Origin of the sequence: Chryseobacterium sp. C-71 (assembly GCF_020911865.1) — a bacterium.
In the GTDB taxonomy this organism is placed as follows: domain Bacteria; phylum Bacteroidota; class Bacteroidia; order Flavobacteriales; family Weeksellaceae; genus Chryseobacterium.
Genome location: NZ_CP087131.1, coordinates 2787746 through 2809917, shown reverse-complemented (window position 1 = coordinate 2809917; position 22172 = coordinate 2787746). Strand labels below are relative to the sequence as shown.

Genomic DNA, 22172 nt, shown 5'->3' with positions numbered 1-22172 from the left:
AACGTAGACTCATGCTGCATTTAGATACGCTTTATCTCAGATTTCTGATGAGGTTTGATGGTACAGTCCGTCACCAGATGCAGGATCACAAAAGCATTCCGGTTATCATCATCAATTTTAATCAGCTCTTCTATCTAAGACAACTTATTGATTTTCTGATTAAAAGAGAATTCAAAAACATCGTTATTATTGATAACGCATCTACCTATCAACCACTACTAAAGTATTATACAGAAATTCAGGAAGCAGTAACCGTTGAAAAACTGAATACTAACTTTGGGCATGATGTGTTTTTTAAAAACAAAGACCTCCAACGCAAATACGGAAAAGGATTTTATTTTCTTACCGACTCAGATATTGTTCCCAATGAGAATTTGCCGCAAGATTTCGAGACTATTATGCTCAATTATCTGTTTAAATATTATAAGAAAATCAATAAGATAGGATTTGCGATTGATACTCAGGATATTCCTGATTATTATCCGTTAAAGGAAAAAGTGCAGGCTTGGGAAAAACGTTTTTGGCAGGACGAACTTGAAAAAAACATTTATTTTGCATTCATAGACACTACTTTCGCGCTGTATAAACCCAAATATCCTAAAACCATTTTTAATTTATTTAAATTTATGACGGCAATCAGAATGGCGGGAGATTTCACCTGTAAGCATGGAGGCTGGTATCTCAATCCTAATGCACTTACAGATGAAAATCTGTTTTATATAAAAACAGCCAATCAATCTTCTTCATGGAAAATTGATGAGAAAGGCAACCACGCATCTGACGAATATGATCACTTGCTAAAATAACCGTATGCTCTCAATCATTATTTCATCATATCAACCCCTTTATTATCATCAGCTGGTAAAAAACATCAGCGAGACTATTGGTGATGGCTTTTCATATGAGATTATCCAGATATGGAATCCTAATTTGATGAGCATCACAAAAGCATATAATGACGGAGCAGAAAAATCACAGTACAATCACCTCTTATTTTTGCATGAAGATTTAATTTTTCATACACAAAATTGGGGAAACGTTTTAGCACAACATCTTTCTGACGATAAAACAGGAATCATCGGTGTGGCAGGATCATCGTATGTACCTCACGCACCGAGCAGCTGGACGGTATCTGAAAAATATAATTTCTTCCATCTTTTGCAGGGCAACAAAAACAATAATGAATATGTAAGTCAGTTGAAAACTCCACAAAAAAGAAATCCTGTCTTTGCAGTCGACGGAGTTTTTTTGGCCATTAAAAAAGAAAATTATACCCCATTTAAATTTAATCAAAATCTCACAGGTTTTCATGGCTATGATTTAGATTTCAGCTTGAGAGTCTCAGAGAAATTTCAAAATTTTGTCGTTGATGATATTCTTATTCAACACTTCTCAAAAGGAAATCAAGATCAAAATTGGCTCGATGCTACCACTAAAGTAAGAGAAAACCTGAATATCAAATTTAATCAGACAATCGATTCTGAAACAGAAACCAGTGTATTTGACGGGTTTTTATATCAATATTTTAAATTTTATCCGGTTAATTTAAAGAATATTTTATTTTCACTTCAATTTTATCCTTTTAAACATCTTAAATTTGCACAACACTTATTTTTGATGAAAAAATATTATCAACTGATAAGGTATTCAAAAGACATTAATAAAAAACACAGATGATCATAGGAAACGGACTTATCGCCAAAGCTCTCAAAAGCATAGATTCGGAAGGCATTTTGTTTTTCGCATCAGGTGTTTCTAATTCTTTGGAGACAAGAGATTCAGAATTTGAGAGGGAACATAATCTCTTAAAAAACACGATTGATGATAATCCGGAAAAAACCTTTGTTTATTTTTCTACATGCAGTATTTACGATTCCTCAAAAAATAACAGTCAGTATGTTCTCCACAAGCTTAAAATGGAACAGATCATCGCAGACTCGTGTGATCAATATTATATTTTAAGGGTGAGTAATGCCGTGGGAAAAGGTGGAAACCCCAACCTTCTTGTGAACTATCTTGTACGGGCTATAGAAAGTGAAACAAAAATTACGGTTCACACTAAAGCGACAAGGAATCTGATCGATGTAAGAGATGTATGTAAGATTACACAAGAAATCATAGAGAATTTCAAATCAAATCACATCATCAATTTGGCTTATCTTCAAAACTTCTCTATTATTGAAATTACTGAAACCATTTCTAATGTTTTGCAGACCGAACCACTTTTGCATTTGCAGAATGAGGGTTCAGGATATGAAATTGAAGTATCAAAAATTGAAGATTACTTTAAGAAAAATAATCTTACCGATAAAGAGCAGTATCTCAGAAACTTAATATCAGAATATTACCAAAAATAAAATGCCGAAAATCACTGTCATTATTGTCACTTACAATGCCATGAAATGGGCTGAAAGATGTTTCAACAGCTTGAGACAGTCTTCTGTTCCGCTTGATTGTATAGTGATTGACAATGGCTCTACAGATGGCAGTCAGGAATTTATTAAAAACAGGTTTCCCGAAGTTGATTTTATACAGTCAACGGAAAATTTAGGTTTTGGAAGAGCCAACAATATCGGAATTGAAAAAGCCTATAAAAACGGAGCTGATTTTTTTTATCTGATGAATCAGGATGCATGGTTGTACGAAGATAGTATTCAGAAACTTTTAGAGGTATTTGAGAACCATTCAAAACAAGAAGAAATTGGCATTCTCAGCCCGATGCATTTGGACGGAAGCGAAAAACTGCTTGATATTTTTCTCGACAAATATATCGCCACTAACTTTGAGAAGACCCGCTTGATTTCTGATCTTTATTTTCAAAATATGAAGCCATATTACGAATTAAGCTTCATCAATGCAGCACATTGGCTTTTGCCAAGAAATACCATAGAAACCATTGGCGGATTCAACCCTTATTTTTTCCATTACGGTGAAGATGTAGAGTATGCCAACCGAGTACATTTCCATAAGAAAAAAGTATTGCTGGTGCCAGAAAGCAGGGTTGTACATGATGGTAAACAAATATTAAGCAAAGTAGATCCTGCAAAATATCCAGATCTTGGTATAGAAACCAAAATGATGAACCCCAATCTTCCAAATGCCATACTTCTTGAGAAAAAGTCTCTGCGACAAAGCATGCTAAAAAATATGTTTACAGGAAACCGGAGCCGATACAAGATACTTCAGGAAAAATACCGTAAGATTGTGAAAGATGAAAAAAAACTAACTGAATTGCGAAACCAAGTAAAAGAAGTTGGATTAACCTTTCTGAATGTGTAAATTTGGATCTTCAAAAAGTCCCTGAAAAAAAATAAAAACTCAATATGTCACTGATGAAAAATCGAAATAGCACAATGCGACAGTCCCAGGCTGGAACTCAGCATCCTTATACTTCTGGAAGATGATATTCAGAAAGTCCAAAAAAAGACAATTTCTTTTGTGAAAAGGCATCTCTTTAATATTTTTCAATTATTAAAAATTAAACTCCAATGATTAGTATTGTAAGTCCTGTATATAGAGCTGAAAAAATTCTTCCCAATCTGGTAGAAGAGATAGAGGCTGTTATGAAAAAGATGCATCAGGATTATGAAATTATTTTAGTTGATGACAGAAGCCCTGATCATTCTTGGGAAATGATGAGATCTTTAGCCAAAAGCCATAACAATCTAAAAATATACAGATTAAGCAGGAATTTTGGACAGCACGCAACAATCATGGCAGGTTTGGCTAAAAGTAAAGGAGATTGGATAGTTGTCATGGACTGTGACCTCCAAGATCAGCCCAAAGAAATTGAAAAACTGTATACTAAAACACTTGAAGGATATGATATCGTTCAGGCTAGCAGAGTTGAAAGAAAAGATGGCCGATTAAAAAAACTAAGTTCAAAAACATTTTATAAAGTTTTCAATTATTTAGCCGGAATTAAAATTAACAACGAGGTTGCTAATTTTGGAATTTATAATCGAAAGGTCATAAATAATGTGCTACAAGTTGGCGATTACATAAAATTTTTTCCGCTTTTTATCAATTGGGTGGGCTATAGAGCAACCACAGTTGCTGTGGAGCATCAGGAAAGAGATGAAGGAGAATCGTCTTATTCCTTAGGAAAGCTTATATCTCTGGCTTTTAATGTAATTGTTTCCTTTTCAGACAAACCATTAAAGTTATTTATCGGTTTCGGGGCAATAATTTCTCTATCTTCTTTTGTTGGAGGTTTATGGGTATTAATAAAAACTTTTCTGGGGCAAATAAAAGAACCCGGCTATAGCTCACTTATTTTGTCTATATGGTTTTTGTTTGGAGTAACCTTCATGTGTCTTGGGGTTATAGGCATTTATCTTGGGAAAACATTTAATCAGACTAAAAACAGACCTGTCTATATTATTGATGAAGAATAATCTAACTAAACTAAAATGGGACAGCAATTTTTTTTCTAAAAATATTGCAGAATTACATATCACAAATGGTGATGAGTTGGAAAATCCTGAGTTCCAAAGCAATCATTATGATTTAATTGTAACTAAACAACATCAGGATTTACACATCGAAACACAAGGTTTTGAGGAAACATTCAAGGAGACTAAAGTTATTTTCTCAAAATATTTAAATGAAATAGCCCACGAAATTTCTCATGAAATTTTTGACACTGATTGTTTCCCGAAGGAAGATAAATATTTTTTTCAGCTCGCCTATGAAAGTGGAAAATACAGCAGATTTTTGCTTGATCCGGGCTTTGGTGAAACGAAATTTAAAGAACTATATAACCTTTGGGTGATTAACAGCCTCAATAAAACATTTGCGGTTAAAACTTTTTTCACAATGGATGAGAATTTGGGAGCAACAGGTTTTGTAACGGTTCAGAAAAGTGGAAAAACAGCAAAGATAGGTCTCATCGCAACACACCCTTTGCTGCAGGGAAAAGGAATCGGCACATGTTTGCTACAGAGAGCTGAAAATTACTGTATAGAAAATGGAATAGGCACAATGGATATTCCAACACAGGAACAAAATGTGGGTGCGTGTAATTTTTATCAAAAAATGGGGTATGCTGTGCAGGAGCGTATCATCTTAAAACATTTCTGGAAAAAATAACATGAGAAACAAGCTGATTATCGGAAGTGGACTGGCACTCATTCTTCTTCTATACATTCCTTTTTTTATTTTCGGTGAGAATTCGTACTTAGGTTCTCCGGCAGACTACTTGGATTCTAATGCTGTCTGGTTAAAAATTCTTTCAGAAAGCGGATTATCATTTTCAGCCAACGAAACATTACTACCCAACATCGAAAATCAATATAGAGTCAGCTACGGAAATGAATTGGATTTCATTTATGTTTTATACAAAATTTTCACTCCTTTTTATGCTCTTGTAATAAACAGTTTGCTAATTTCTATTACCGCATATCTTTCTCTTATTTTATTGGGAAAATATATAAGTCCAAAAATCAACAACGTTCTTTTAATAATTGTATCTATAACTTTTGCGCTTCTTAATTTTTGGCAGTTTGGTGGTATCAGTACCGCTGCCGCACCGATAATTATACTAATCTTCCTAAAAACTCTAAAAGGCGAACGTATTCATTTTCTCTATTATCTGTTTGCAGCTTTTTACATTTTCTATTCAAGCTTTATCGTTTACGGGATGTTTCTCATTTTTCTTTTATTGATCTGTACTTTATGTAACAGTATTAGCACTAAGAAAATACAATTTTCGGCTTTTATTTTTGTTTTGCTTTTGGGCGTAGGCTATCTGGTAACCAATTATCGCTTTATCCTTGAAACCCTCCATCCAACTTTCGTTTCCAATAGAAATATCGGTATTACTGGTGAATTGATTTGGAAAACAGGCCTGAAAACAGTTTTCGAAAGATTCTGGACAGAAAACGCCTCTCATGCTCCGGCAAGACATCAGTTTATGATCATTGCATTTGTTATCTATTGTATAATTGCTTTTTTTATACCTTTAAAAAATATCAGGAAAGCCATTACCCTTTTTTGTTTAATTGTATTTACCTGTTTCTTTTCCTACTTCAATATCAATATGTTTCCTGAAATTGTAAAAGCTTTAAAACTTGATTTTTTATTTGGTCTTACGCTATATAGATTTTATTTTTTTAACGGTCTGCTTTGGTATATAATATTGATTTTTATTCTTGAAGATTTTAGCAAAATGAATAAAAAAACAATTAACATTGCGCTAATATTTTTTCTTCTTGTCAATCTTTATACTGTGCTAAGAATTAATATACCTTATCAAAATATAAGACATTCTTTCAGACAGTACTATTTTTCATTTAAAGACTATTATATGAATGAAGAATTTGAAAAAATTTCTAAGTTATTACCAAAGGACAAATCGAAATATCGAGTCATCAGTTACGGATTTGATCCTGCGGCAGCTCAATACCATGGCTACTACACCGCAGATGGTTATTTTCCTTATTACGAAAAATCCTATAAACAGAAATTCAGAAAACTTATTACACCCATATTAAACAAAAACACAGATCTTCAAATTAAGTATGACGCTTATATGAGTCAGAATTTTGTTTTTACAGATGGTTTCAGAATTGGTGAACAGGTTTTACAAAAATATTCAAAAAAGCCGAAAGAATTAGAAATTGATAAAGCGGCAGCCGATGATTTGGAAATAAAATATATTCTTTCAACAATCCCTCTGACCAACTCCTACCTCGAATTGCATAATGAAATATCTTCCAAATATTGGGGAAAAATATACATTTACAACTTTAAATAAAAACATCCTTCTGAATATTTAAACCACTTTAGAAACTCATAACTATATGATTCCATTTAATAAACCATTTTTAACAGGAAAAGAAACCCAATATATAGAAGAAGCCGTACAATCCGGAAAGATCTCAGGTAATGGAATTTTCACGCAGAAATGCCAGCATTTTTTTGAGGATCAATATAAATTTGGAAAAGTACTATTAACAACCTCCTGTACAGATGCACTTGAGATGGCAGCTATACTTGCCAATATTGAAGCTGGTGACGAAGTTATTATTCCCAGTTATACTTTTGTTTCCACTGCTTTGGCTTTTGTGAGACAAGGAGCCAAAATAATATTTGCAGATTCATACAATGATAATCCCAATATTGATGCTGATCAAATTGAGAGCTTAATAACATTAAAAACTAAGGCTATTGTGGTTGTTCATTATGCAGGAATAGCCTGTGACATGGAAAAAATAATGCATATAGCTGAGCGTCATCAACTGATTGTGATCGAAGATGCTGCACAAGCTATCGACAGCTTTTACACTTTTTCTGACGGCACAAAAAAAGCACTAGGCAGCATCGGACATCTTGGAGCATTTTCTTTTCATGAAACCAAAAATATAATTTCAGGCGAAGGAGGTATGCTAACCATAAATGACGAACAATATATTGACCGTGCAGAAGTCATTTGGGAGAAAGGAACAAACAGAAGTCAGTTTTTCAGAGGGGAAATCAATAAATACGGATGGGTAGATACCGGCTCATCTTTTTTACCTAGTGAAATAATTTCAGCATTTCTCTGGGCGCAGCTAGAAAATTTAAAAAAAATTCAGCAAAAAAGATTGCAAATATGGAATCAGTACTATAAAAATTTGAAAGATGTTTCTTTTGTACAATTACCTCACATCCCTGAATATGCGACTAATAATGCGCACATGTTTTATTTAATTTTTGAGAACATTGAACAGAGGTCTAAAATGATTAAATATCTTAAAGATAACAATGTTTTATCTGTTTTCCATTATCTATCGCTTCATAAGAGCGATTATTATACTGATAAACATGATGGAAGAAGTTTGCAAAATTCAGACAATTTTGAAAATACTCTATTGAGACTTCCATTATATTATGATCTATCAGAACCAGAAATCAACAAGGTGGTAAGTTTGATTAAAAACTTTTTTAAATAACAAATTATGTGCGGAATAGCAGGAATCATATCAGCAAATGCTAAAAACTACAGTCATGAACTGCGGAATATGACCGATGCCATTGCGCACCGCGGTCCTGATTCTGGGCATCATGAATATTATGAAAATGCTGCATTAGGCCATCGCCGTCTTTCCATCATTGATCTTTCAGAAAACGGAAAACAACCCATGTTTTCGAATACCAATAACGAATGTATTGTTCTCAATGGGGAGATTTATGGTTATCAAACTATAAAAACCCTCCATTCAGACTATCCTTACCGTGGTGGCTCAGATACAGAAGTGATTCTTGCCATGTATCAAAAAAAGAAAGAAAAACTGATTCATGACCTTCCCGGAATGTTTGCATTTGCCATCTGGGATGAAGAAAAACAACAACTTTTCTGCGCCAGAGATCGTTTCGGAGAGAAACCTTTTTATTATGCTATTGGTACCAATAATGAATTTATCTTTGCATCTGAAATTAATGCAATTCTTGCATCCGGATTATTACAGCCTAAAGTTAATCAGGAAGCTCTTTCCCATTATCTGCAGTATGGCTATGTGAATACCTACCAATGTATCTATGAGAATATTCAAACCTTACCACCTGCTCATCAGCTGGTTTATAAAGATGGCAAAATATCTGTAACAAGATATTACAGTTTACCATCAAAAGACAGAGAAATAAGCTTATCTGAAGCAAGAGAAGAATTTGTTTATCTTCTGAAGAATGCTGTTCAAAAACAATTGATTGCCGATGTAGAAGTAGGAAGCTTTTTAAGTGGCGGGCTAGATTCTTCCTCAATTGTGGCATTAGTTCATGAATTTCTACCTCATCAGACAACCATTAGTTTTGGTTACGATCATGAAGACAGCGAACTGAAGTATGCCAAAGAAATCGCAGAAAGGTATCAAACCAAACATATTGAAATTCACGAAAAAAAGAAAGACCTCGCCACTTCATTGTTAAACATCACCCCTTATTTTGACGAACCATTTGCAGACCGTTCCTTTCTTGCGCATTTTGAAATCTGTAAAAATGCCAGACAAAACTTAACTGTAGTATTATCAGGAGACGCAGGAGACGAATTATTTGGTGGCTATAATTTTTACAGAACAGAAAATGAATTAAAAAACCACTTCAGTTACAATAATATCGCCGCCAAATTCGGGATGAAATTGTATCAAAATCTGAGACAGATATCTTATGTCTCTCAAAAAAACTTAGAACACAAAAACATCTTAGATTTTCATCAAAATTCTGTAAGAAACTCTTTTGATCAATCAGAAAGAAGCTCATTGGGTATAACGGCTAACTATCATCAGGATTATAGTTTTGAAGCTAATCCCAATTCTTTAAACGACATCATGAGGGTTGATCTTGAAAAATATGTCCCTGGAAATATGATGGTGAAATCTGATAGAATGGCTATGGCAAATTCTTTAGAAGTGAGAACACCATTTTTGGATATTGACTTTGCAGAATTCTGTATTCAGCTTCCCGAACAACTCAAACTAAATACTGAGCATGATAAAATTATCCTTCGTGAATCAATGAATTCTTATTGGACGGAAACCATAAAAACCAGAAAAAAACAAGGCTTTGGAATGCACGTGGAAGACTGGTTTAAAGAAGAAAACCTAATCAACCTTTCCAATGATTTGCTTAAAAATAAAAATCAAAAAGTGTTTGATTTTATAAATTTTGATGCTACACAGAAGTTTCTAGACAAAGGGCAAAAGCATTGGAATCTTTTACAACTGGCATTGTGGGCAAACAATAATAAATCTTTCTTATGAAATTAAATATTTCTGTCATCATTCCAGTTTACAATGCCTCTTTATATCTGCGTAAAGCGGTGAATTCTGCATTACAACTAGATGACGTAAAGGAAGTCATCTTAGCAGAAGATCATTCTACGGATGATTCTTTATCACTTTGTGAACAATTAGTTTCCGAAAACTCAAAAATAAAGCTTTACCAACATCCTGACAAGGGAAATCATGGAGCAGGAGCAACAAGAAATCTGGGGATAGAAAATGCAAGCTCAGAATATATTGCATTTCTAGATGCAGATGATTATTATCTTCCCAACCGTTTTGATACAGAAAAAGAAATTTTCAAAGATTCTAAAGTTGAAGGAGTTTTTGGTGCACTTGGGGTAGAGTATTTATCCGAAAAAGGGAAAGCCGAATTTCAGGAAAAATTTAAAAACAATGATTTAACGACGGTACAATATCAGGCAGAAGGAAACGATATTTTTGATGGACTTCTCGGACTTTCAACTAAGATTTTCGGTTCTTTTTTTCATTTGAATACACTTACAGTAAGACGGTCTTCGCTTATCAAATACAATTTATTTTTCAATAAAGATCTTCGGGTACATCAGGATTCTGATTTTATTATAAAACTCGCTTACCATTGTCATCTGAAAACCGGAATTATTGATAAAGCAATTGCTATTCGTGGCGTACATGACGACAATCGCATTACAAAAATTAAGCTGTATTCTAAAAAATATAATGAAAGACAGTTTCTCCTTTGGAAATCACTGTTTGAATGGTCTAAAACTCAAAAACTGGATTCTGATGCGAAGGAAAGAATCTATCTTCAACATAAAGCATTTGATCTCTCACAGAGAGATAATTTTAATAAAATATTGGCATTATTGATTACAGTTTTCAAAAACCCCGCTATTTTAAAAACAAAATATCGTTTTACCTATTTGAATAAGTATGAAGCTTCATAATCTCCAGATTTTACGTGGAATTTCCGCACTATTTGTTTGCTGCTTTCACTTACGTGAAGGACTTATTTTGGGTGATGTTAAACTTGGCGAAATTCTTTTCGGAAGAGGAAGTATCGGAGTACCTATATTCTTTGTCATAAGTGGATTCATCATGGTTTTCACGACTAAAAAAATCAAATTTGCAGAAAATACAACCAAAGAAATAATTTCATTTTTCAAAAAAAGAATCATCAGAATTATTCCATTATATTACCTGCTCACATTTGCGTGGATTATCTTGGGAGGAAGTATTTTATACTATTCTGAAGGAGTCGGGTTAAAAAGACTGATGTATTCTTTACTTTTTTTGCCGCTTGAAGATCAATTACCAGTACTGTATTTGGGGTGGTCTCTCAACCACGAAATTTTTTTCTATCTGATTTTCGGCCTTTCATTTTTCTTTAAAACTGAAAGATATTTTTTCATCATTAGTTTTTTTGTAACCTCTTACGTTTTAGGAGTGATTTTTAAATTTGAGACAGCCTATCTTAAGATGATTACAAGCGAACTCAACCTCTATTTCATCTCAGGAATTCTTTTAGGGCTTTATTTTAATAAATTTTCAGTTTCTAAACAAGTTGCTCTCCCTATTTCTCTTTTTGGCATTTTTTTATTTATTTTAATGTTTTTTAATATTATTCAAATAAAGAATGAGATGATTTTGCTCGTGATTGTTTCACTATTTGTTTTAGCTTTTTTACTGTTCGATTATACTTTTAAAAGTAAGGGAAATAAATTTCTGATTTTTTTGGGAGACATTTCTTACTCATTATATCTATCCCACTCATTTGTTGAAATTTTTTCAAGAAGAATTATCCCAAATGAAACCTTTATCATCCCTTATTTTATTTTAAAGATTATACTTGTTATTGTTTTATCATCAGTTCTTTATCTTTTTATAGAAAAGAAGCTAACAGAGTACTTAAAATTAAAAATCAAAGTTTAAAATCATCATCATGAAAATCTCCGTTATCACTCCTGTTTACAATGCCGAAAAATATATCAGGCAAGCTGTAGAATCTGCTCTTCAGTTTGAGGAAGTGTACGAAATAATTTTGGTTGAAGACCAATCCCCGGACAATGCTCTCGAAGCTTGTGAAAAATTGGCAGAGCAATATGAAAGAGTAAAATTGTATCAGCATCCCGACAAAAAAAACCACGGTGCCGGAGCAAGCCGAAACTTAGGAATCGAAAAATCTACGGGAGATTTCATTGCTTTTCTGGATGCAGATGACTACTATCTTCCGAACCGTTTTGATGCTGAAAGAGAATTGTTCAAAAATGATGAAGTTGATGCTGTTTACGGTGCTTTGGGTGTGCATTATTATTCAGAAAAAGCAAAGGATCAATATTATTCATTGTTTGGCGACCGTTTAACAACCGTTTATAAAAAACATGCACCTGAAGATGTTTTCCCGGGTCAGCTAAATATGCTCGGAAGTTTTGGCCTTTTCAGTATCGATGCTTTAACAATCAGAAAAAAACCTTTGCTTGAAAAGGTACAGCCGTTATTTAAAACACATTTAAGGTTACATCAGGATACTGAGCTCCTATTTCGAAGTTCATATTACCTCAACTTTTATCCCGGAATCCTGGACAATGCCGTTGCCATGAGAGGTGTGCATGAGAGCAACAGAATTACACAAGTTGATGCAAAAAAAGTAAAACCTTCAAACACCAGAGTACTATTGTGGAGGGCTGTAAATGAATGGGCTCAAAGCGAGAAAATGATGTCTGAAGACATACAGCTTCACATCAAAAGAACCCACAGAAGCTGGGAAATTGCACAGGCTCCTCTTTTAAAAAAATGGGGAATGATTGCGAAATATTTACTTACAGATTTCCAGAGTATAAAATCAGGATTATATAATATTAATTTCAGGAATGAGCTATTTTGAATTCTTGAAACTTATTCTAAGAATTTATAGTCTTTAAATTTTTTATCAAAACAAAGTTCAAATTCTTTTTTTCTGAAATCTGAAGTGAAAAAATCTAAAAATCGAGGATTCAGACTATCCAGATTATCATTAAACTGAACTAAAGACGGGTGAAGCATCACTTCAATTGTTTTTCCTTCCTGTGCTTGCAAATAAGTGAAAAGGTTTTGAGAGTTGATCTCACAAGTATTTAAAATTGTGTAAAACTCAATTTCATTTTTATTAGAATTAAAACTATTCAAAAACTTTAGGAGGAAGAGTTTGATAACATTAGAAAAACTCGCTGTTCTAAGATTGTACTTAAAAGTCGTTGAAAATCTTTCATTAATCTCTCTCACTCTTTCAATATTATATTTTTTTGCCAGCCTCCGCACAATTTTGTTGATGGAAGGAATAATATGAACATGTTCATTACCGTCAATATGAGAAATATGGATGTTATATTCTATTAATTTTTTTATCTGTAGCTCAATTTCATTTTCTATCTTTTCAAGAGCATTTTTCGATTTTCGCAGAAAGAATAATTTTAAAAAAGTATTGTTTAGAAAACCTTCTTTATCTGTGATTAAACTCTTTCCGGATAGTGCTTTACTGCAAGTTAAATTTACATGCAATCCAACTTTGAGCTTAGGAGCATTAGGAATGACCTCATTTATAGCATGAGTAAAATCTTCTGTATTTGCCATGAGGCTTGCATGTGAAAGATATCCTTCATTGCTTGCAAGAAGAATTGCCTGATTCACACCTTTTGACCATCCAAAATCGTCTGCATTTGTTATTAGCTTGTTGGTATTCAATCTTTGAAAGGTTTTTAATTTAAAATAAAAAATGTTTTCTTAATATTCATTCTACTTCCTTATCTATAAATTCTATAAATTTTAAAGAGGTCTGTGAAAATACCAAAATAATGTTTCGGTTTAATGCTAGATACACCAATATCAGTCCAAACTTCAAGAGGTATTTCTTTTGCATAAATATTGATATCACTTCCTTTCTTAAACTGTAAAATTCTAAAAAATATTTCTACATCAAATACCCAGTTTGTATCAAATTTTCGAACAAATACTTCTTCAGAAAGTTCTTTAGATATAATTTTCGCACCGCATTGAGTATCATAAACCGGAATACGCAATAATAAACTGTTAATAGTTGCAAAAAAACGTCCTATCAGGTGACGATACAGCTTTCTTTTAATATTACTTCCTATTCTGTTGACTCTCGACCCAAATACAAACTCTACCTGATTATCGAGGTAATCTGACATTCTGATGATTTCTTCTATTGGCGTAGCTAAATCTGCATCTAAGTATGCAAAATGAGTAAAATCATGATTTTTTACAGACTGATATCCATATTGTAAAGCATTTGACTTTCCTAAATTTATTTTGCTGTCAACAACAATCACTTTATCAGGAAATTTGGTTTTAAGTTGAGTTAAAACATCAATGGTTCTGTCTGTACTACCATCATTTATAAAGCAAAATACTTGTTCGTTATTGCATATATAATCAACAAAATCTTGTAATGGTAAACGTTTTTCTTCGTTAAAGCAGGGAACGGCTATTAAAATATTTTTATTTTTCATCATTTACTTTTCAGACTTTATCGTATTAATTTTAAAAAAATAAATAATGTTTTTCTCTACAGGAGTATTGCTTTTATTGTCTGTATCGATATAGCTTTCGCCGGTATCAAGTAAAACTTTTCTATTCAATTTACCAAAAATACTCATTTGATAATCAAACGATTTTTCAATAATGACATTCTTTGAAGATTTTGCTTTGTTTTCAATCTCGGTCATTACTTTACAGTAATTTTCATTAGCATTCTTAGAAATCATAAAAGCTGAAATAAAATATGTTCCTACAAATAACCCAACTAATATAGTTGCTAAATTAGTTTTTGTTGAACTCGTAAAAAACGAATGATTATTTCTAAACAGAATAATAAATCCTGACAATATAAATAAAACATTGCTAAAAAAAAGTAATCGCGTACCGATAATAGGAGAATAAGCTGTTATAAAAATACATACTAAAGCTAAGAATATGTAAGAAAGCAATTCAAAAATTAAGCTTTTCTCAATTTTTCTTCGAACAAATAAAAGAATTACGACAGTGGATATTATGCCTAGAAAAATCAACAATTCGAAGTTATAATAATAATAAATTTTTGAAATTAGCTTTAAATTTCCAAAGTAATCTGCGATATTAAACCCAAACTCTTGTTTCCCTTCTTTTTTGAATCTCACTCTATTTGCAGGCGCAAAAAACAAAATAAAATATCCAATTATAACACTTATGAAAGCAAAACTTATCTTTTTCGAAGGGAGCAAAATCTTTTTGTTTTTAATAATAAAACTTAAAAATAACAATCCTGTAAGTAACAGTAAAGCGGGAGGCACATGCTCATTTCCCATTCCTGTAAAAATTCCGAATACGATAATTAGCCACACGGGAATTTTATATAAACTAAAAAGGTCTCTATTGTAAATAAAATATTCTATTATGACAAAAATATACAATAAGTAAAAAACATTTGTTAAAGTATAATTGGTACTATAAGGCACATAAAAGAACATTTCACCGAAGTAGTTTATTAAAAAAATAAACAATCCGGATATTATTATGCTTTTTTTTAGATTAAGGCTATTTGCTGTGGGGAAAGTTCTGAAAACTGTCAAAAAACTTAAATAAAAAAAATTCACAAACATAAGTCCACTTGTAATAAGGTTTGCTAGCATACTTCTTCCCGACAAATTAGAAAAAAACTGTCCTATTCTTGCATTCACATTAAAGTAAGAGTTCGAAAATTCAGCTATTACTGTAGAGTGATCGTTTACAAGATAGTAGAATTCATCTCTTGTTTTGGGATAAAAGTAAATACATAAAAGATATAAGACGAATATCAGAATGCAGAACAGAATCAAGAATTTTTTCTGTAAATTTATTTTCATACTTTATATGTGTTTCTTTCTGATATTTTACTTTTAAATCTTTAAAAATTTACTTCACAAAAACTCCTACAAATTTCCCTTCAAATTCCACCACGGTAGGAGCGATTTTTTCCTGCTCACAAAAATCTTGGAAAGCCGAGTTGTCATTAATGTCATCAGAAATGAAGACACCTCCTTTTCTTAATCGTGGATAAAGCGTGTCGTAAGCCCATCTCATTCCTTCATAAGATTTGTCAGAATCATAATGCACAACATCTATTTCGCCGCTTTCTTTTAAAATTTTCGGTAAAGATTCGCGGTCGGCATGACGGAAGAGTTTCCAGTTTATTCTTAAGTTTTCCGGCACTACACAACCTACATATTGGTCACCATTTTGACCTAAATACGGCATATCTGAACTGTACAGAGTTCCGTTTCTTTTTTGCAGAGATGTAAGTGTAGCAAAAGAACTCCATCCATAAGCAACACCGGTTTCTATCACGGTTTTTGCCTGAGTGAATTCGCAAGCACTGTATAAAAGTTCTAAAGCACCTGCACCTCCCATTTTTATCGGACAGGCATTTTGTATGTCTAAAGCTTTTTTAAATTCCTGAGGATATTTTTCTGAAAAAGGCTGAAATTCAACGTCAAACAGTTTATTAATAGCATCTTTTTGGGTGATCGCAATTTGTGAAGCCCAAAGGTTAGTTTTTTCTTTTCCTTTGAAGGCGCTGTTTCTGTTAAAAGTATTTTTGATAATTTTTCTACCCAGCTCAGGATAAAGATCCGGACGTTTCAGATAGCCTATAAAAGTTTTGAGAACTCTAGTTATTTCGCTCACAGTGTTTGTTTTAATGTTGCAAAAATAAAGATTTTTATCTTATTAATAATTTTTAAGAATAATTATCTTTGTGAAAATTTATTAATACAAAATCCTCTCACACTGATGAAGTTCTCGATACTCATTGCCAACTACAATAATGGAAAGTTTTTCAGGAACTGCTACGATTCTATTATTGCTCAAAGTAATGACAATTGGGAGGCTGTAATCCTTGACGATTCTTCTACAGACGATTCTTTAGAAGTCATCAAGTCAATTATTGGGGATGATCACCGTTTTAAAATTTTTAAAAACGAAAACAACAGCGGCGTAGGCATTACCAAAAGTAAACTGATAGAATTGGCGACAGGAGAAATTTGTGGTTTCGTAGATCCTGATGATGCTATTACCCCCAATGCCTTAAAGTCGAGTATCGAAATTTTTAAAAACCAGAAAGAGGTTGTACTCACCTATTCCAAATATGTAAGATGTGATGAAAATCTTAAGCAGATTGACATTCCAAAGAATCCAATGCCGGTTCCCAATAATGATCCTTATTTTTTCAACTGCCCGGTTCATATTGTCCATTTTGTGTGTTTCAGAAAAGACATTTATGAAACGACAGATAAGATAAATACCGAAATGAAGATTGCCGAAGATCAGGATTTATACTTAAAAATGTACGAAAAGGGAAAAGTGAAATTCATTGACGAAGCCAATTATTTGTACAGAACACATCCCGGAGGCATTTCACAGAACGACAACAGACCCAAGTCACGGGAATATTTTTCTAAAGTCATTTTTACTGCAATGCAAAGGAGAAATTTAAAAATAATTAACGGAAAAACAGTTCCTTCCCAATTCAATGATCCCAAACAGATTTACGATCTGCTTGAATATCAAAATTCTATCCCGTACAGAATTCAAAAAAAGTTGAGAATATTAGTTCAACAATTATTTAGCTAATGATGAAAAAAGATAAAATAAAAGTTCTTTTCAGACACCGTTCTATGGAAATGGGTGGTGTTGAAAAAGTAATTCTAAGCATGCTCAATCATCTTGATAAAGAAAAATTTGAGATGACAGTCTGTTTAAATATCAATCAGGGCGAGCTTAGAGATGAATTCCCGAAACATGTAAGAAAAGTTTTTATCGCAAACGGAAAAGAAGATTTTTCTAAAAATTCTGTCATTCAAAAATTACAGCTGGCTAAAAGAAAACTGAAACTTCAAAAAGCTCAGAAGAACCCCAAAATTGCCGGAAAATTACTCAATGAAAATTTTGAAGTTGAGATAGCGCCTACTTATGCTGCATTTTCATCGGTTTTAAATTCCACTAATAAAAATTCAAAAAAAATAGGCTGGTTTCATTCAGACATCACACTTCCGAAATTACAGCCGTTGGTTCCTGCCATTTTAAAGCAGATTCCACAGTTTGATTATTTCATTTTTGGATCTCAGCAGACTAAAGATATTTTAATTGAAACATATCCCAATTTAAACATTCCTGAAAATCAGGTTATTTTAAATGCAATTCCGATTGAAGAATTAAAAACTAAGGCTACAGCTTTTCAACCTGAATTTCCAGACAAGCCAATATTCGTTTCTGTAGCAAGACTTCATAGTCGCAAAGGTTTTCACAAATTGATGGAAGCACATGCTCAATTGCTGAAAGACGGCTTTGATCATCACATTACCGTCATCGGTGATGGTGATGAGAAGGAAAATTTAAAAAAACAGGCAGAAAGTTTAGGTGTAACTCAAAGTTTTGAGTTTTTAGGATCATTGCTGAATCCTTATCCTTACGTGAAAAATGCAGATTTCTTCATTCTCCCTTCTGAGTCTGAAAGCTGGCCGCTGATCATTGCTGATTCTTTGATTCTTCAGAAACCGATTATCTCAACCAATGTAGGTGGAATTCCGGAAATGATCAGTCATGAAAAAACAGGCTACCTCATCAATTACGAAACCAGCGAAATGTACGATGCGATGAAGAAATTTATTTCTGAACCTGAATTTGTTTCGAAAATTAAAGAAAATCTCACGGATATTGAAAAACAGTTTGATAATCAGAAAATTTTTGATGCCGTTGAAAATATCATCACTAAATTAGTTGAAAAATAATTCCCGTTTCAATTTAAAACATTAATTGATGAATTTATTTTACAGAATCATACTAAAAATCCATGCCATCTGGCAAAATATACATGACACCGCTTATATAGAAATATGTAAAGCACGAGGCATGAAGGTGGGCAAAGATGTCATTTTTATAGAAGCTCCGGCCTTCGGTTCAGAACCCTACCTCATCGAAATCGGTGACCGTACCAAAATTACTGCAGGCTGCACTTTCATCAATCATGACGGCGCAATGTACGTCATCCGAACCATGGAAAAATATGAAGATGCAAGAAATTTTGGAAGAATAAAACTCGGAAGCAATTGTTTCGTGGGCAACAACTGTACATTTTTACCAGGCTCTCAGATGGGAAACAATTGTATTTTGGGAGCAGGTTCTGTCTTAAATTCTTCCATGCCCGACAACTCGGTGTATGCAGGAGTTCCGGCAAAATTCATTTGTACAATCGAAGAATATGGCGATAAGGCTTTAGCAAACAATGTAATGTACCCGAGAGAACTCGAGCCCTTCCGACCAAAATTAGATGCTTACATCAGGGAGCATCTTCCCTACACCTATAAACACATAAAAAAATAAATGACCGAAAAGAAAAAAATCCTTATTCGTATTGGCTCTCTGCGACATGGCGGAGCTGAAAAAGTACTGGTGACCTTCCTCAAAAATCTTCCGGAAGACAAGTACGAAATTGATTTATTGCTAAATTTATATTCCGGTAAATACCTACCCGAAGTTCCGAAATGGATTAATGTCATCTACCTAAACAAAGGTGAAATGATTACCACCAACCGTCTTCAGGATATTCCTGAGAAAGCGGCGAGGGTTATCTTCCAAAGGGTTCTGAAAGAATTTCCAGACCTTTTGTATACCTTAATCTTAAAAGATAAAAAATACGATATCGAGTTTGCAGCAATTCACGGTATGCGTGATGAAATTCTTCACTCAAGCCACCATTCTTCAAAAAAAATCATTTGGATTCATAATGACCTTTCGCAGGTGAAAGAATACACCAATGAGGAAATCAGAAAGTTTTTCGGGTTTGATTCGATTATGGTGATTTCAAAAAAAATCGAGCAATTATTCCATGATTTAGCCAAAAACGAAGCAGAAAAACAGAAAATTGTCAAGATTTACAATCCATTAGATACCAAAGAAATTTTAACGAAAGCTGAACAACCGGTTATCAATTATCAATTTGATGAAAATATTCCGACATTTATTTCCGTAGGAACAGTTTTTCCTCAAAAAGGGTTTGACAGACTGTTGAAAGTTCATAAAAGACTTCTGGACGAAGGCTTAAAACACAAAGTTTTAATTGTTGGCGACGGCTATGATTTTGAAAACATCAAAAATTTAAAAACCGAATTGGGAGTTGATGAAACCGCAACGATGCTGGGTTTCACAGACAATCCTTATCCTTATTTTAAACATTCTGATTTTTATATTTTAAGTTCGAGGTATGAAGGTTTTCCGACGGTTTTGTTTGAAGCCATCACTTTAAATAAGAAAATTATCGCAACAGAAGTTTCGGGAGTAAACGAAATGCTGAATAACGGTGAATTGGGCTTAATTGTAGAAAACTCAGAAGAGGGAATTTATCAGGGAATGAAAAAAGCATTGACCGAGCCCGAATCTTTCTCAGAATTTACCGAAAAACTTCAGAATTATACGATGCCCTTCAATCTTGATCATTCTGTTGCGAGAATCGTTTCGGTTTTAGATGAGCTTTAATTTCGTTGTTGGCATTTTGCTATTGGTTTTCATATTGTCATTATTTACAAATCCGTATCTAAAAGAAATAAGTATATGTACTAAACAAGGAAGTTAATTTTACATAAAATTGAAATCGGCTTTAAATAAAAACAAAAGAGAATCCTTAAATTTGCTGCATGCCCAAGAATTATTCAATTATACAAAAAGATTTTTACCGAGAAAGCGGAGAGTGGCTTTCGCCCATTCAGATTTTGATGAAATGCATCAATCCAAATCTTCACTTCATCTATCTTCTGAGAAAGGCACAAAAATTTGACAAAACTCCTGTTTTAGGATTGTATTGGAAGATTGTTTTGAGACATTTTCAGATTAAATATGGTTTTCAAATCTACCCTGAAACACAGATCGGCGAAGGTTTGTATCTTGGACATTGGGGAAGTCTGGTGGTGAATCCAAAAGCCGTAATCGGTAAAAACTGCAATATTGCACAAGGCGTAACCATAGGACAGCAAAACAGAGGTAAAAACGAAGGCTTTCCCGTTATCGGAAACGATGTCTGGATTGGGCCGAACGCTGTAATTGTGGGAAGCATCACCATTGGAAACAATGTTTTGATTGCACCCAATTCTTATGTTAACACCGATGTACCAGATAACTCCATCGTTGCTGGGAATAAGGCAAAAATATATCCTAAAAGTGACGCTACTGAAGGATATATCAACAATAGGGTTGAATAATCATTTTATTATAATTTAATCTATATTAAATTGTGTTAAAATTGATTGTAAATTCATCAAAAATTATATTTTTGTATAATTATTGATTTAGTCTATTGAATTTGGAAATAATTTAAACGAAATAAATAACTATCAATTAAATCTTATTTATGTCACAATCGTACAAAGTTATTTTTGAAAACAACAGAAAATGGGTAGAGTCTAAAATCTCAAAAAACCCATCGTTCTTTGAAAATTTAGCTAAAACTCAGAATCCTGATTATTTATACATCGGATGTTCAGACAGCAGGGTAACTGCAGAAGAATTGATGGGCACAGAGCCGGGTGAAGTTTTTGTAACGAGAAACATCGCCAATGTTGTCAATACTTTAGATATGAGTTCCACAGCTGTTATTCAATATGCGGTAGAACATTTAAAGGTAAAACACATTATCGTATGCGGGCACTACAATTGCGGTGGCGTAAAAGCTGCGATGACGCCTCAGGATTTAGGATTATTAAATCCCTGGTTGAGAAATATTCGTGATGTTTACAGATTACACCAAGCTGAGCTGGATTCTATAGATGATGAAGGAAAACGCTATGACAGATTGGTAGAACTAAACGTTCAGGAGCAATGCATCAACGTTATCAAAATGGCTTGCGTGCAGGAAAGATATATCATTGATGAGTTTCCAGTAGTACATGGCTGGGTATTTGACCTTAGAACGGGAAAAATTATTGATCTGGAAATTGACTTTGAGAAAATCTTAAAAGACATTCAAAAAATATACAATCTTACCAGTTCAGACTGGGTGATGAGCCGAAAAAAATAATCTTTCAAAAAAATAAAAAGAGTAAATGAAATTCTGGAGTATTATTACATTAATGATCGTCCTCAACTTCACAGCATTGCCCAGCATTGCTGCGGTTGCTGATTGGGATATCATGACAACCAATGTAATAGTGAACGAAGAAGAAACTCATTCTCATTACTCATCTCTGTTTTCTGTTTACGAAAAAACACTTCCAAAAACTTTAGATGTTTACGATTATCTTAAGTTTTTTGAACTTAATATTGAAGGAAAATCCTTCACTTTGATAGATGATGACTTTCATCTATCTCCTTTACTGAGCATATTTTCTCCTCCTCCGGAAGCTTAGTAATTCTCCATTTTATTATTCAAAT

The 22172-nt window shown here is 33.2% G+C and carries 23 protein-coding genes; 19 read left to right on the top strand and 4 right to left on the bottom strand.

Annotation, left to right across the window (positions count from 1 at the left end):
• The first annotated feature begins 11 nt into the window (after positions 1 to 11).
• The 12 genes from LNP04_RS12870 (at position 12) to LNP04_RS12815 (ending at position 12624) form a co-directional block, all read left to right on the top strand.
• Positions 12 to 806, top strand: coding sequence for a glycosyltransferase family 2 protein (locus tag LNP04_RS12870; protein ID WP_229983361.1), 795 nt, complete (start codon positions 12 to 14; stop codon positions 804 to 806).
• A 4-nt stretch (positions 807 to 810) separates the two neighbouring features.
• A complete protein-coding gene (locus LNP04_RS12865; protein ID WP_229983360.1) occupies positions 811 to 1677 on the top strand; it encodes a glycosyltransferase in 867 nt (288 codons plus the stop codon).
• Positions 1674 to 2357 (top strand): NAD(P)-dependent oxidoreductase, encoded by a 684-nt coding sequence (locus LNP04_RS12860; RefSeq protein ID WP_229983359.1) that lies wholly within the window; start codon positions 1674 to 1676, stop codon positions 2355 to 2357. Before LNP04_RS12865 ends, LNP04_RS12860 begins: the two co-directional genes overlap by 4 nt.
• A 1-nt stretch (position 2358) precedes the next feature.
• Positions 2359 to 3279 (top strand): glycosyltransferase family 2 protein, encoded by a 921-nt coding sequence (locus tag LNP04_RS12855; RefSeq protein WP_229983358.1) that lies wholly within the window; start codon positions 2359 to 2361, stop codon positions 3277 to 3279.
• A gap of 209 nt (positions 3280 to 3488) precedes the next feature.
• Positions 3489 to 4397: a glycosyltransferase family 2 protein gene (locus LNP04_RS12850; RefSeq protein WP_229983357.1), complete on the top strand. Its 909-nt coding sequence runs from the start codon at positions 3489 to 3491 to the stop codon at positions 4395 to 4397.
• Entirely contained in the window at positions 4387 to 5091 is a 705-nt protein-coding gene (locus LNP04_RS12845) for an N-acetyltransferase (protein WP_229983356.1), read from the top strand. The genes LNP04_RS12850 and LNP04_RS12845 overlap by 11 nt, the downstream gene beginning before the upstream one ends.
• Position 5092: 1 nt before the next feature.
• The gene (locus tag LNP04_RS12840) at positions 5093 to 6757 is read left to right on the top strand and encodes a DUF6044 family protein (protein WP_229983355.1); all 1665 of its coding nucleotides are present in this window, start codon (positions 5093 to 5095) and stop codon (positions 6755 to 6757) included.
• Positions 6758 to 6803: 46 nt separating this feature from the next.
• Positions 6804 to 7934, top strand: a complete 1131-nt coding sequence (rffA, locus tag LNP04_RS12835; protein WP_229983354.1) for a dTDP-4-amino-4,6-dideoxygalactose transaminase — start codon at positions 6804 to 6806, stop codon at positions 7932 to 7934.
• A 6-nt stretch (positions 7935 to 7940) separates the two neighbouring features.
• Positions 7941 to 9737, top strand: coding sequence for an asparagine synthase (glutamine-hydrolyzing) (gene asnB, locus LNP04_RS12830; protein WP_229983353.1), 1797 nt, complete (start codon positions 7941 to 7943; stop codon positions 9735 to 9737).
• Positions 9734 to 10687, top strand: coding sequence for a glycosyltransferase family 2 protein (locus tag LNP04_RS12825; protein WP_229983352.1), 954 nt, complete (start codon positions 9734 to 9736; stop codon positions 10685 to 10687). Before asnB ends, LNP04_RS12825 begins: the two co-directional genes overlap by 4 nt.
• Complete coding sequence (locus LNP04_RS12820; RefSeq protein WP_229983351.1) at positions 10674 to 11672, top strand: acyltransferase; 999 nt, start codon at positions 10674 to 10676, stop codon at positions 11670 to 11672. Before LNP04_RS12825 ends, LNP04_RS12820 begins: the two co-directional genes overlap by 14 nt.
• A gap of 10 nt (positions 11673 to 11682) precedes the next feature.
• On the top strand, positions 11683 to 12624 hold the full coding sequence (locus LNP04_RS12815; RefSeq protein ID WP_229983350.1) for a glycosyltransferase family 2 protein: 942 nt from the start codon (positions 11683 to 11685) through the stop codon (positions 12622 to 12624).
• 11 nt (positions 12625 to 12635) lie between these two features.
• Here LNP04_RS12815 and LNP04_RS12810 read toward each other — a convergent pair whose 3' ends face one another.
• From LNP04_RS12810 to LNP04_RS12795, 4 genes are read right to left on the bottom strand one after another with little or no spacing between them, the layout of a single operon-like run.
• Positions 12636 to 13460: a ChbG/HpnK family deacetylase gene (locus LNP04_RS12810; protein ID WP_229983349.1), complete on the bottom strand. Its 825-nt coding sequence runs from the start codon at positions 13458 to 13460 to the stop codon at positions 12636 to 12638.
• A gap of 59 nt (positions 13461 to 13519) precedes the next feature.
• On the bottom strand, positions 13520 to 14248 hold the full coding sequence (locus LNP04_RS12805; RefSeq protein WP_229983348.1) for a glycosyltransferase: 729 nt from the start codon (positions 14246 to 14248) through the stop codon (positions 13520 to 13522).
• A 3-nt stretch (positions 14249 to 14251) separates the two neighbouring features.
• The gene (locus LNP04_RS12800; protein WP_229983347.1) at positions 14252 to 15619 is read right to left on the bottom strand and encodes a DUF6056 family protein; all 1368 of its coding nucleotides are present in this window, start codon (positions 15617 to 15619) and stop codon (positions 14252 to 14254) included.
• Between the two features lie 49 nt (positions 15620 to 15668).
• The gene (locus LNP04_RS12795; protein WP_229983346.1) at positions 15669 to 16439 is read right to left on the bottom strand and encodes an O-methyltransferase; all 771 of its coding nucleotides are present in this window, start codon (positions 16437 to 16439) and stop codon (positions 15669 to 15671) included.
• Between the two features lie 105 nt (positions 16440 to 16544).
• Between LNP04_RS12795 and LNP04_RS12790 the strand changes: the two genes are divergently transcribed.
• From LNP04_RS12790 to LNP04_RS12760, 7 genes are all read left to right on the top strand, one after another.
• Positions 16545 to 17384: a glycosyltransferase gene (locus tag LNP04_RS12790; RefSeq protein ID WP_229983345.1), complete on the top strand. Its 840-nt coding sequence runs from the start codon at positions 16545 to 16547 to the stop codon at positions 17382 to 17384.
• Entirely contained in the window at positions 17384 to 18541 is a 1158-nt protein-coding gene (locus LNP04_RS12785; RefSeq protein WP_229983344.1) for a glycosyltransferase, read from the top strand. The genes LNP04_RS12790 and LNP04_RS12785 overlap by 1 nt, the downstream gene beginning before the upstream one ends.
• Positions 18542 to 18569: 28 nt before the next feature.
• Entirely contained in the window at positions 18570 to 19133 is a 564-nt protein-coding gene (locus LNP04_RS12780; RefSeq protein WP_229983343.1) for a DapH/DapD/GlmU-related protein, read from the top strand.
• The gene (locus LNP04_RS12775; RefSeq protein ID WP_229983342.1) at positions 19134 to 20285 is read left to right on the top strand and encodes a glycosyltransferase; all 1152 of its coding nucleotides are present in this window, start codon (positions 19134 to 19136) and stop codon (positions 20283 to 20285) included.
• 158 nt (positions 20286 to 20443) lie between these two features.
• Positions 20444 to 21004, top strand: coding sequence for a serine O-acetyltransferase (locus tag LNP04_RS12770; RefSeq protein ID WP_229983341.1), 561 nt, complete (start codon positions 20444 to 20446; stop codon positions 21002 to 21004).
• Between the two features lie 149 nt (positions 21005 to 21153).
• Positions 21154 to 21819, top strand: a complete 666-nt coding sequence (locus tag LNP04_RS12765; RefSeq protein WP_229983340.1) for a carbonic anhydrase — start codon at positions 21154 to 21156, stop codon at positions 21817 to 21819.
• A 25-nt stretch (positions 21820 to 21844) separates the two neighbouring features.
• The gene (locus tag LNP04_RS12760; protein WP_229983339.1) at positions 21845 to 22147 is read left to right on the top strand and encodes a hypothetical protein; all 303 of its coding nucleotides are present in this window, start codon (positions 21845 to 21847) and stop codon (positions 22145 to 22147) included.
• Positions 22148 to 22172 lie beyond the last annotated feature (25 nt).